Origin of the sequence: Amycolatopsis sp. NBC_01286, assembly GCF_035982555.1 — a bacterium.
GTDB lineage: Bacteria > Actinomycetota > Actinomycetes > Mycobacteriales > Pseudonocardiaceae > Amycolatopsis.
In genome coordinates, this window is record NZ_CP108428.1 from 7,832,469 (window position 1) to 7,845,826 (window position 13,358).

At 75.0% G+C, this 13,358-nt stretch carries 2 protein-coding genes (1 of these 2 only partly in view); both read right to left on the reverse strand.

Annotated elements, in window-relative coordinates; translation table 11 throughout:
- A protein-coding gene (locus tag OG570_RS36080; RefSeq protein ID WP_442788213.1) for a type I polyketide synthase crosses the window boundary here: on the reverse strand, window positions 1-4,701 show its 5' end (the start). Its footprint begins 15,528 nt before the window's first position; only the first 4,701 of its 20,229 coding nucleotides appear in the window; it begins with the start codon at window positions 4,699-4,701; its stop codon lies beyond the left edge, outside the window.
- The gene (locus tag OG570_RS36085; protein ID WP_326953362.1) at window positions 4,698-13,094 is read right to left on the reverse strand and encodes a type I polyketide synthase; all 8,397 of its coding nucleotides are present in this window, start codon (window positions 13,092-13,094) and stop codon (window positions 4,698-4,700) included. The genes OG570_RS36080 and OG570_RS36085 overlap by 4 nt, the downstream gene beginning before the upstream one ends.
- Window positions 13,095-13,358: the final 264 nt, after the last annotated feature.

The following is a 13,358-nucleotide window of genomic DNA, read 5'->3' on the forward strand; positions in this document are numbered from 1 at the left end:
GGTGCCGGCGCGGGTCATCCGCTCGATGTCGGCGTCCGCGAGAGTGCCGGCCATGCCGAGATTGCCACCTTCGGACTCCCACGGCGCCCACGCGCCCCAGGCCAGCGAGACGGCCGGAAGTCCTTGTGTGCGGCGGTGGTCGGCGAGGGCGTCGAGGAAGGCGTTGGCGGCGGCGTAGTTGCCCTGCCCGGCCGCGCCGAAGACGCCGGCGACGGACGAGAAGAGCACGAACGCCGTGACGCCCGGCAGGTCGGCGGTCAGTTCGTGGAGGTGCCAGGCGGCGTCGACCTTGGGCCGCAGGACGGCGTCGACCTGCTCGCCGGTGAGTGACGGGAAGGTCGCGTCGGCGAGGACGCCCGCGGTGTGGACGACGGCCGTGATCTCGTGGCCGGCGAACACCGCGGCCAGGCCGTCGCGGTCGGCGACGTCGCACGCGATCGCCGTGGCGTCGGCGCCCAATTCGGCGAGGTCGGCGCACAGGCGGTCGGCGCCCGGGGTGTCCGGGCCGCGGCGGCCGAGCAGCAGCAGCCGCCGGACGCCGTGTTCGGTGACGAGGTGCCGGGCGACCTGGCCGCCGAGCCCGCCGAGGCCACCGGTGACGAGCACCGTCGAGGTCTCGTCGAACACCGGCGTCGCATCGGTGGTGACGGCGGCCCGCGCGAGCCGGGGCACGCACAGCTTTCCTTCACGGATGGCGATCTTGGGCTCGCCCAGCGCCACCGCGGCGCTCAGCAGCTCCGCGGACGCGGGGTCGTCGTCCAGCTCGACCAGGGTGATCCGGTCCGGCTGCTCGGCCTGGGCGGAGCCCAGCAGACCCCACAGCGGTGCCGTGACGAGGTCGCTGTGGGTCACGACGACCAGCCGCGAGCGGGTGAACCGGTCGTCGGCCAGCCAGTCCTGGACGGTGCTCAGGGCCGTGTGGACGGCTTCCCTTACCGCACTGGGAGTCTCGCCGTCCGGCACGACCGGGGTGTAGCGGACGAGCGCCGGGATCTCCGGGCCGAAGTCGGCGCCGAGCGCGGGCCAGTCCGCGACGGCGGGGGCCGCACCGGCCGGGACCGGGACCCACTCGACCGTGAAGAGCGATTCGTGGCGTGCCTTGCGTCCGGTGTTCGTGGAAACCGGGCGCAGGGCGAGGGAATCCACCGTCGCCACGGGTTCACCGGCGGCGTCGGAGACGTTCAGGGAGACCGAAACCGGGTTGGTCGCGTCGATCCGGACGCGCAGCGCGGACGCGCCGGCGGCGTGGAGGGTGACGCCGGACCACGCGAAGGGCAGCAGGCGGTCCGCGTCCTCGGCCCGGCCCGCCGCGCCGAGCGCGTGCAGGGCGGCGTCGAGCAGGGCGGGATGCAGGCCGTAGGAGTCGGCGGCGGTCGCCTGACGCGGGCGCGAGACTTCGGCGAAGACCTCGTCGCCGCGGCGCCACACGCGTTCCAGGCCCTGGAACGCGGGCCCGTAACCGAACCCGACGGACGCGAGGCCGTCGTAGAAGCCGGTTATGTCGACCTCGTCGGCACCGGCGGGCGGCCAGGCCTCCGCGGCCGGGACCGTGACCGGCTCGCCCGGAGCGAGCACGCCACTGGCGTGGCGCTCCCAGGCCGTGTCCTCGGGTTCGTCGTCGAGTCGCGAGTGGACGGTGATCGGGCGGCGGCCGGCGTGGTCGGCCGCGCCGACGATCAGCTGCAGCCGCACCCCACCGCGCTCCGGCACGACCAGGGGCGCTTCGAGGGTGAGCTCGGCGACCTGCGGGCAGCCGACGCTGTCGCCGGCGCGCACGGCCAGCTCCAGGAACGCCGTGCCCGGCAACAGGATCGAGCCCATGATGACGTGGTCGGCGAGCCACGGCGTCGCCGCCGCGGTGAGCCGGCCGGTGAACAGGTAGCCCTCGCCGTCGGCCAGGCCGATCGCGGTGCCGAGCAGCGGGTGCCCGGCCGCGGTGAGGCCCAGGCCGGCCGGGTCGGTGGCCGCCGCGCCCGGCGGCGTCGCCTCGGGCCAGTAGCGCTCGTGCTGGAACGCGTAGGTCGGCAGGTCCACCCGGGTCGCGCCGGTCCCGGCGTAGAACCCGGCCCAGTCGACGGGCACCCCGGCGACGTGCAGCGTCGCGAGCGCCGTGGCGGCGGAGAGTTCCTCCGGCCGGCCCGAGCGCAGCAGCGGGACGCAGCGGACGTCGTCGCTCACGGTCTGCTGGGCCATCGCGCTGAGCACGCCGTCGGGCCCCAGCTCGACGAAGCGGGTGACGTCGCGTTCGGCCAGCCAGCGGACGCCGTCGGCGAAGCGGACGGCTTCGCGGACGTGGGAAACCCAGTACGCCGGGTCCTGCAGCTCACCCGGGGTCGCGACGCGGCCGGTGCGGTTCGAGACCACCGGCAGGCGGGCTTCGCCGTAGGTGATGCCGCGGGCCACGGCGGCGAACTCGCCGAGCATCGGCTCCATCCGCGGCGAGTGGAAGGCGTGGCTGACGCGCAGGCGCTTGGTCCGGCGGCCGCGTGTGGTCAGTTCGGCGGCGAGCTCGTCGATCGCCGTCTCGTCGCCGGAGAGCACGACGGAGTCCGGGCCGTTGATCGCGGCCAGCGAGACCGCGGCTTCGCGACCGGCGATCAGTTCGAGGGCTTCGGCCTCGGGGATCTCGGCGGCGAGCATCGCGCCGCCGGCCGGGAGGGCCTGCATGAGCCGGCCGCGCGCCGAGACGAGCGCGCAGGCGTCTTCAAGGGAGAACACGCCCGCGACGTGGGCCGCGGCGATCTCGCCGACGGAGTGGCCGAGCAGGTAGTCCGGGTGCAGGCCCCACGACTCGGTCAGCCGGAAGAGCGCGACCTCCAGCGCGAACAGGGCGGCCTGAGCGTACTGAGTCTCGTCGAGGTTGCCAGTGCCGCGGACGACGTCCGTCAGCGCGGGGTCGAGGTGGGCGCACGCGGCGTCCCAAGCCTCGGCGAACACCGGGAACGCCTGGTACAGCTCGGCTCCCATGCCAACACGCTGCGCGCCTTGGCCGGTGAACAGGAACGCGACGGCGCCAGAGGCGGCCACGCCGGAGGGGCCGTTGCCCGCGGCGAGGGCGGCCAGACCCTGGCGGAGGTCGTCGAGGCCGGCGCCGGTGACGACCGCGCGGTGCGGCAGCGCGGCGCGGGTGGTGCCGAGCGAGTACGCGAGGTCCAGCGGTGCGACCTCTCCGTCCACAAAGGACAGCAGACGCGCGGCCTGGGCCCGCAGCCCGGCCGCGTTCTTGCCCGCCAGCGGCCAGTTCAGCACGCCCGGGACGCGGACGTCCGGCGAGGACTCCCGCTCGGGGATCGCCGGGGCCTGCTCCAGGATGATGTGGGCGTTCGTGCCGCTGAGGCCGAACGACGAGACGCCGGCGCGGCGCGGCCGGCCGGTCTCCGGCCACTCGCGGGTGCCGGTGACCAGGGCCAGACCGCTGGAATCCCAGTCGAGGGCCGGGGTCGGCGCGTCGACGCCGAGGGTCTCGGGCAGCACGCCGTGCTGCAGGGCGAGCACCATCTTCAGCACGCCGGCCACACCGGCGGCGGCCTGGGTGTGCCCCAGGTTCGACTTCACCGAGCCGAGCCACAGCGGCTCACCCTGGCGGTCACGGCCGTAGGTGGCGGCCAGGGCGCGGGCCTCGATCGGGTCGCCGAGGGTGGTGCCGGTGCCGTGGGCCTCGACGGCGTCGACGTCGGCCGGGGTGAGCCCGGCGCCGGCGAGCGCGGCGCGGATCACGCGTTCCTGCGCGGGCCCGCTCGGGGCGGTGAGGCCGTTGGACGCGCCGTCCTGGTTGACCGCGCTCCCCCGCATGACCGCGAGGATCCGGTGGCCGTTGCGTTCGGCGTCGGACAGCCGCTCCAGGACGAGGACGCCCGCGCCCTCACCCCAGCCGGTGCCCTCGGCGCCGGCGGCGAACGAGCGGCAGCGGCCGTCGGGCGCGAGGCCGCGCTGGCGGCTGAAGGCGATGAACAACGTCGGGGTGGCCATGATCGTCGCGCCGCCGGCCAGGGCCAGCGAGCAGTCGCCGCGGCGCAGCGCGTGCGCGGCCAGGTGCATCGCGACCAGCGACGCCGAGCACGCGGTGTCGACGGTGATCGCGGGACCTTCCAGGCCGAGCGCGTACGCGACCCGGCCGGACAGCACACTGGAGGCGTTCGCCGTGGACAGGTAGTCCTCGGCGCCCTCGGCCGCGCTGGCCGCGAGGTGGATGTAGTCCTGGAAGTTCGTGCCGGTGAACACGCCGGTCGACGAGCCGCGCAGCGCGGCCGGGTCGATCCCGGCGCGCTCGATCGCCTCCCAGGAGATCTCCAGCATCAGCCGCTGCTGCGGGTCCATGACCAGTGCTTCGCGCGGCGAGATGCCGAAGAACGCGGGGTCGAAGTCACCCGCGTCGTGCAGGAAACCGCCGTGCCGGACGTACGACGTGCCGCGGGTGTTGCCCTCGGCGTCGTGCAGCCGGTCGACGTCCCAGCCGCGGTCGTCCGGGAACTCCGTGATCGCGTCGCGTCCGCCGGACAGCAGCTCCCACAGCGCCTCGGGACTCGAGGCCCCGCCGGGGAAGCGGCAGCCCAGGCCGACGATCGCGATCGGCTCCTGGTCCGCCGTCTCGGCTTCGCGCAGCTTTTCGCGGGTCTCCTGCAGTTCCACGGTGACGCGCTTGAGGAAGTGCCGAAGCTTCTCTTCGTTGTCCATGAACCCTCGCCCATCGTGGCTGTTCACGAGATCCCGAACTCCTTGCCGAGCAGGTCGAACATTTCGTCGTCCGAAGCCGCGAGGACGACGTCGCCGGCGACGCGGTCGGACCGCATCCCGTCGAGCAGCCCGTGCAGCCGGCGGGTGAGGTCGTCCTTGCGGACGTCGCTGAGCTGGGCGCCCGCCAGCGCCCGTTCCAGCCGGTCCAGTTCTTCGGTCAGCGGATCGGTCGCCGGCCGGTCCGCCGGCACCAGCTCGGTCCGCAGGAACTGCGCGAGCGCGAGCGGCGTCGGGTGGTCGAAGACGATGCCCTGCGCCAGGTTCAGCCCGGTGCGGCGAGCCAGCAGGTTGCGGAACTCGACCGCGCTCAGCGAGTCGAAGCCGAGACCGCCGAACTTGGCCTCCGGCTCGATCGCATCCGGTGACGCGTGCCCGAGGATCATCGCGGCCGCCGTCCGCACCGCGCGGGACAGCGTGCTGACCCGCTCCGGTTCGGACATCGCGGCCAGCTCGTCCACGAGCGACGTTTCCGCGGCTTCCGGTTCACGCCGCGCGGCCTCGACGGCGGCGCGGGCGGCCGGGACCCCGTCGAGCAGGTGCGTCATCCGCATCAGCGCCATGCCCGGCGCGTAGCGGCTCCAGTCGATGTCGGCGACGGTCAGCGAGACGTCGCCGCGGCGCAGGGCCTCGCCGAGGGCGAGGATCGCGCGTCTCGGCGCGAGGGCCGCGGCGCCGCTGCGGCGCATCCGTTCCTGGATCGCCGGGTCGGCCGCCATGCCGACCTCGCCCCAGGCGCCCCAGGCGACCGACGTCGCGGCCAGCCCGTCCCGGGCGCGTTGTTCGGCGAGGGCGTCGAGCACGGCGTTGGCGGCGGCGTAACTGCCCTGGCCGGGCCCGCCCACGGTGCCGGCGATCGAGGCGAACAGCACGAACATGCTCAGGTCGTGGTCCGCGGTCAGCTCGTGCAGGTTGAGCGCGGCGGCCGTCTTGGGCCGCAGCACGGTCTCGAAGCGGCCCGGGTCGACGGCGTCGACCACGCAGTCGTCGAGCACACCGGCGGCGTGCACCACGCCGCGCAGCGGGAACTCGGCCGGCAGCCCCTGGATCAGGCCGGCCAGCGCGGTCCTGTCGGAGACATCGCAGGCGGCGACGGTCACGCGGGCCCCGGCCGCCGTCAGGTCGTCGGCGAGTTCCCGCGCACCCGGCGCGTCGAGCCCGCGGCGGCTGGTGAGCACGATGTGCCCGGCACCTTCGTCGGCGAGCCAGTGCGCGAGCTTGCCGCCCAGCGCGCCGGTACCACCGGTGACGATGACCGTGCCGTCCTTCGGGACGGCGGCCCGGTCCGGCACCGGCCCTCCGGCCGGGGCGGGGACGAGACGGCGGACGTGCGCGCCACCGGGGCGCAGCGCGAGCTGGTCCTCCTCCCCCGCCGCGGCCAGCGTCGCGGGCAGGCGGGTGAGCGCACGGGGGTCGAAGTCGGCGGGCAGGTCGACCAGGCCGCCCCAGCGGCCGGGGTACTCCATCGCGGCGACCCGGCCCAGGCCCCAGACGGCGGCCTGCGCCAGGCTCCCGGCGGCGTCGGCCGGGCCGATCCGGACGGCTCCGGTGGTAACGCACCACAGCGGCGCGTCGACGCCGGCGTCGCCGAGGGCCTGGACGAGCGCGGCCGTCGTCGCGAGCCCGGCGGGCACCGACGGCGTGTCCGCCGCGGGTTCCTCGTCGAGCGCGAGCAGGGACAAGACCCCCGCCGGGCGCGGGAAGCTTTCGAGCAGCGCGGTGATCCGGTCGTGGAGGACGTCGCGGTCCGGGGTGTCGACGACCAGCCGGACGGTGTCGGCGCCGAGCGCGTCCACGATGACGTCGATCCGCTCGTCGCCGTCGAGGGCGGCGGGCACGGCGACCAGCCAGTCTTCGCGGCGCGGCGCGGCGGTGGCCGTCAGGGGCTGCCAGTCGACGCGGTAGCGCCAGCCGTCGGTGATCGTGCGGTCCACGTGGCCCTTGCGGCGTGCGGAAAGCGCGGGCAGGACGCGGGCGAGTTCGTCGGCGTTCGCGTCGAGTTCGGCCGCCAGCCCGGTGAAGTCGGCGCCGTCGAGAGCCGCCCAGAACTCCTCGTCACCGCCGCTCTCCACCGGCGTCGCGACGGCCGCCGGCTGCGGCCAGAAGCGCTCGCCCGCGAACGGGTACGTCGGCAGCGCGACACCCCGCGCGTCAGCTCCGGCGAAGAACGCGGGCCAGGCCACGTCGACGCCGTCGGTGTGCAGGCGGGCCAGCGCGGTGACGACCGTGGTCTCTTCGTCGCGACCTGATCGCAGCAGCGGCACGAGTACGGCGTCGTCGAGGATCTCCGCGGCCATGCCGGACAGCACGCCGTCCGGGCCGACCTCGACGAACCGCGTGACACCGCGGGCGGCGAGGTCGGCGACGACGTCACCGAAGCGGACGGTCTGGCGGACGTGGTCGACCCAGTACTGCGCGGTGGCCAGCAGCTCACGCTCGGGCCGCCCGGTCACGGCGGACACGATCGCCCGCCGCGGCACGCGCAGGTCGAGCCCGGCGACGACCTTCGCGAAGTCGTCCAGCATCGGCTCCATCAACGGCGAGTGGAAGGCGTGGCTGACGGTGATCCGCCGCGCCTTCTCGAAGTGCGCGGCGACGGCTTCGGCGGCCGCCTCGGTCCCGGCGATCACGACGGACGCGGGCCCGTTGACCGCGGCGAGCGAGACGTCCGGGCCGAGCAGCGGCAGCACCTCGTCGGCGCTCGCCCGCAGCGCGATCATCGCGCCGCCCTCGGGCAGCTCCTGCATCAGCCGGGCGCGGGCCGCGACGAGCGTGCACGCGTCTTCCAGGGACAGCACCCCGGCACCGTGCGCGGCGGCGATCTCGCCGATCGAGTGGCCGGCGAAGTGGTCGGCCCGCACGCCCCAGGACTCGATCAGCCGCAGCAGCGCGACTTCCAGCGCGAAGATCGCGGGCTGCGCCCAGCCGGTGGTGTCGAGCAGCGCCGCGTCGTCGCCGAAGACGACGTCACGCAGTGATCCCTCGAACTGCGCGCAGACCTCGTCGAAGGCGTCGCGGAAGACCGGGAAGCGGGTGTGCAGCTCGCGGCCCATGCCGAGCCGCTGTGCGCCCTGCCCGGTGAACAGCAGCGCGAGGCCACCGTCGCGGGCCGTGCCCTCGACGACGTTCCCGGACTCGTCTCCGGCGGCCAAGGCGGCCAGGCCGGACCTGAGCGCGGCCGGGTCGGCGCCGACGACGACCGCGCGGTGGTGCAGCGCGGCGCGTCGGGTCGCGAGAGCGAGCCCGGTGGCGGCGAGCGGCGCGGTCTCCGCGTCGATCAGCCGGGCGGCCTGGGCCTGCAGCGCGGAGCGGCTCGCCGCGGACAGCACCCACGGGACGACCGCGGGCTCCGGGTCCGGCTTCCGCGCCGGGGCGGCCGGAGCCTGTTCCAGGACGACGTGGGCGTTCGTGCCGCTGACGCCGAAGGCGGAGACGCCGGCGCGGCGCGGGCGTTCGGCAGCGGGCCACGGTGTCGGCTCGGTGACCAGCTCGATGGCGCCGGTCGTCCAGTCCACGTGGGACGACGGCGCGTCGACGTGCAGGGTCGGCGGCACGATGCCGTGGCGCATCGCCTGGACCATCTTGATGATCCCGCCGACCCCGGCGGCCGCCTGGGTGTGCCCGATGTTGGACTTGAACGACCCGAGCAGCAAGGGGTTCTCGCGGTCCTGGCCGTAGGTGGCCAGCAGCGCCTGCGCCTCGATCGGGTCACCCAGGGTCGTGCCGGTGCCGTGCGCCTCGACGACGTCGACGTCCGATGTGGACAGTCCGGCGTCCTCCAGCGCGGCGCGGATGACCCGGCGCTGGGACGGGCCGTTGGGGGCGGTGATGCCGTTGGACGCGCCGTCGGAGTTGACCGCCGAGCCGCGCACCACGGCGAGGACCTCGTGACCGTTGCGGCGCGCGTCGGAGAGGCGTTCGACAACGAGCATGCCGACGCCTTCGGCCCAGCCGGTGCCGTCGGCCGCGTCGGCGAACGCCTTGCAGCGCCCGTCCGGGGCGAGGCCGCCCTGCTGGCTGGTGCCGAGGAAGTAGTTGGCGCTGGACATCACGAGCACGCCGCCGACGATCGCCAGCGAGCACTCGCCGCCCCGCAGCGCCTGGCTCGCGAGGTGCAGCGCGACGAGCGACGACGAACACGCCGTGTCGACGGTCATCGACGGACCTTCCAGCCCGAGCACGTAGGACACCCGGCCGGAGACGGCGCTCGCCGCGTTGCCGAGGCCCGCGTGCGCGCCGACGTCGGCGTCGCTGCCGGCGAGCACGCTCGCGTAGTCCTGGCCGTTGGTGCCGACGAACACGCCGGTCGCGCTGGCGCGCAGGCTGAGCGGGTCGATCCCGGCGTCTTCCAGGGCCTCCCACGACGTCTCGAGCACCTGGCGCTGCTGCGGGTCCATGGCGAGGGCCTCGCGGGGCGAGATGCCGAAGAAGGAGGCGTCGAAGCGGTCGATCTCGTCGAGGAACCCGCCGTAGGTGGTGGCGGACGCGCCCGCGGCGAGCGTGGCGAGGTCCCAGCCGCGGTCGGCGGGGAACGGGCCGACGGCGTCGTCGCCGTTCGAGACCATGGTCCAGAGGTCGGCCGGGGACCGGACGCCGCCGGGATAACGGCAGCTCATCCCGACGATGACGACCGGGTCGTCACCGCGCGCCCGGGTGCGGCGGACCGGGCCGGTGCGCTCGGCTTCCCCGAAGAGGCCGGCGAGCAGCAGCTGGGCGACGTCGGCCGGGGTGGGGTGGTCGAACACGAGCGTGGCCGGCAGGTCCAGGGTCGTCGCGGCGGTCAGGCGGTTGCGGAGTTCGACCGACATCATCGAGTCGAAGCCGAGGTCGGTGAACGGCTGGCCGGTGCCGACCGCGCCGGTGTCGCCGTGGCCGAGCACGGCCGCGACGGTGGTGCGGACCAGGTCTTCGGCCGCGCGGGTGCGGTCGGCCTCGCCGAGGTCGGCCCAGTTCCCGGCCAGTGGGCTGGCGGCGACGCGCGCGACCGGCCCGGCGGCGAGGTCCGACAGGTCGGCCAGGCCGGTGCCACCGGCGAACTCGACCGCACCGGCCAGGAACACCGGCCGATCGGCGGAGTCGAGCAAGGCCAGGCTCACGGCCGCGTCACCGAGCGGCGCCACCCGCAGCCGCAGCCGGGTCATGCCCTGGGCGTGCAGCGAAACCCCACGCCAGACCCGGGGTTCCGGGGCGGGCTCGCCGTCGGCCACGCAGGCACGCAGCGCCTCGGCCAGCAGCAGCGGGTGGAGGTCGAAGTGCCCGTCGAGGGTGTCCGGCAGGGTGACGTCGGTGCGGTACGCGCCTTCGGTGAGCACCGCGGGTTCCGGGCCGGGCCCGGCGGCGAGGGTGCCGGTGGCGTGGTGGGTCCAGTCCGGCACGTCGGTGCCGGCGGGCGCGCTGTGGACGTCGATCGGGCGGCTGCCGTCGGCCTCGGGCGGGCCGACGCGCACCTGCAGGACGAGGGCGTCGGACGGGCCGAGCACCAGCGGCGCGGTGAGCGTCAGTTCGGTGATCTCCGGGCAGCCGAGGTTGCGGGCCGCGCGCAGGGCGAGTTCGAGGAAACCGGTGCCGGGGAAGGTGATCCAGCCGTCGTCGAGGTGTGCGGCGAGCCACGGCTGGGTGGCCAGCGAGAGCGTCCCGGTGAGCAGGGACTCGGTCGTCCCGGCGACGTCGAGGGCGGCGCCGAGCAGCGGGTGGCGGACGGCGGCGAGGCCGAGCCCGGCGGCGTTGCCGGCGCGGACGGTGAGCGTGGGCCAGTACCGCTCGCGCTGGAACGGGTAGGTGGGCAGGTCGACCAGGCGGGCCCCGGCGAGCACGGCCGTCCAGCCGACGGTGCCGCCGCCGACGTGCAGTGCGGCCAGGCCGGTGACCAGCGTGGTGTCCTCGTCGTGGTCACGGCGGGACAGGGGCACGACGACGGCCGCGTCGACCAGGCCGGACAGCACGGCGTCCGGGCCGACCTCGGCGAACCGCGTCACGCCGGCTTCGGTGAGCCGGGACAGGGCGTCGCCGAAGCGGACGGTGTCGCGGACCTGCCGGACCCAGTACTCCGGGTCGGTGACGTCGCCGGCCGAGACGACCGGAACGCGCGGGGTGGCAAGAGCGAGTTGCGCGACGACCTGGCGGAACTCGTCCAGCATCGGCTCCATCAGGACCGAGTGGAACGCGTGCGAGACGCGCAGGCGGCGGTGCTTGGCGAACTTCGCGGCGACCGCGACGACGGCGTCCTCGACACCGGAGAGCACAACCGACTCCGGGCCGTTGACGGCGGCGATGTCGACGCCGTCCGCAAGCACCAGCTGAACGTCCACTTCGGACGCGCGCACGGCGACCATCACGCCACCCTCGGGCAGCGCGCCCATCAGCCGCGCCCGGGCCGCGACCAGCGCGCAGGCGTCGTCGAGGGTCAGGACGCCGGCGACGTGCGCGGCGGCGATCTCGCCGACCGAGTGCCCGGCGACGTGGTCCGGGCGCACGCCCCAGGTGCCGAGGAGCCTCGCCAGTGCGACCTCGAACGCGAAGAGCGCGGGCTGCGCGAACTCCGTCCGGTCGATCCGGTCGTCGCCGAGGGCGTCACGCAGGTCCGGGAACCGCTCGACGATCTCGTCGAAGGCGGCCGCGAAGACCGGGTAGACCTCGGCCAGGCGGCGGCCCATGTCGCGGTGCTGGGCGCCCTGGCCGGAGAACAGGAACGCCGTCTCGCCGCGGACCGCGGACGCCGTGGTGACGCCGGGAGCTGCGCCCTTGTCGAGCCAGCCGCGCAGAGCTTCGCGCAGGGTCGCGGAGTCCGGGCCGACGGCGGCCAGGCCGTGCTCGAACCCCGCGCGCGTCACCGCCGAGGACAAGGCGACGTCGGCGGCGGGTGTCGTGTCGGTGGTCGCGGCGAGAAGGCGCTCGACCTGGGCCCGCAACGCCGTCTCGGAGCGGGCCGAGGCGAACCACGGCACCGGACCCGCGGTGGTCGTGGGCTCGACGGCTTCGGGCTCGGGGGCCTGCTCGACGATCGTGTGGGCGTTGGTCCCGCTGACCCCGAACGACGACACCGCCGCGCGGCGCGGCCGGTCGGTCTCGGGCCAGGACACCTGCTCGGTCACCGGGGTGACGGCGCCGGCGGACCAGTCCACCTGGGACGACGGCGTCTCGGCGTGCAGCGTGCGCGGCACTTCGCCGTGGCGGATCGCCATGACCATCTTGATGATCCCGGCGACCCCGGCGGCGGCCTGGGTGTGGCCGAAGTTCGACTTCACCGAGCCCAGCAGCAGCGGGATCTCGCGGTCCTTGCCGTAGGTCGCGAGCAGCGCCTGCGCTTCGATCGGGTCGCCGAGTTTCGTGCCGGTGCCGTGGGCTTCCACGACGTCGACGTCGTTCGTCGTCAGGCCGGAAGCGGCGAGCGCGGAGCGGATCACGCGCTGCTGCGACGGTCCATTGGGGACGGTCAGGCCGCTGCTGGCGCCGTCGGAGTTCACGGCGGTGCCGCGCAGCACGGCGAGCACCGGGTGGCCGTGGCGCCGGGCGTCGGAAAGCCGTTCCAGGACGAGGATGCCGGCGCCTTCGGACCAGCCGACGCCGTCGGCGCCGTCGGCGAACGCCTTGCAACGGCCGTCCGGCGCGAGGCCGCCCTGCTTGCTGAACTCCGCGAACGCCTCGGGCGTCGCCATCACCGTGACGCCGCCGGCGAGCGCGAGGGAGCACTCGCCGGAGCGCAGGGACTGCGTCGCCCAGTGCGCGGCGACCAGCGAAGACGAACAGGCGGTGTCGACGGTGACCGAGGCGCCTTCGAACCCGAAGGCGTAGGCGATCCGGCCGGACAGGACGGCGGCGGTGTTGCCGGTGCCGGTGTGCCCTTCGACGGTCTCGCCGGACGCGGCGAGGAGCTTGCCGTAGCTCTGGCCGTTGGTTCCGACGAAGACGCCGGTGCGGCTGCCGCGCAGGCTCGCGGGGACGATCCGGGCGCGTTCGAGGGCTTCCCAGGTGACCTCCAGCAGCACGCGCTGCTGCGGGTCCATGGCGAGGGCCTCGCGCGGGGAGATGCGGAAGAAGCCGGCGTCGAAGCGGTCGGGCTCGTCGACGAAGCCGCCGCGCCAGGCGTCGACGTCACCGAGGCTGACGGTGCTGCGGTCGACGCCGGCGAGCAGCGCGTCCCAGCCGCGGCCCGCGGGCAGCGGGCCGATCGCGTCGGTGCCGGCCGCGACGAGGTCCCACAGCTGCTCCGGCGAACAGACGCCGCCGGGGAACCGGCAACCGATCCCGATCACGGCGATCGGCTCGGTCGCGGCCGTCTCGAACTCGCGCACGCGCTGCCGGGACCGGTGCAGGTCGGCGGTGACGCGCTTGAGGTAGTCACGAAGCTGGCTCTCGCTAGCCATCCTGGCCTCTCGGTGTCGTCCGGACGGGTCCGGCGGCGCCGGATCCCGGGGCCGGGTCCGGATTCCGCATCGCGTGAGTCAAACCCACCCCACGCCCGCAAACCCTTAGTCTTTCCAGCCGCCCCCGGCGGCCACACCGGCCGACACGCGCGCGGGAGCGACCAACACGCCGACGCCCCGGCCACTCCCGGCGGCGTGTTGGCCGCTCCGGGCACCGAAATCGCCCCTCCGGCGCCGAGTCCGCAGCGCTGTGTCGGCCGCTCC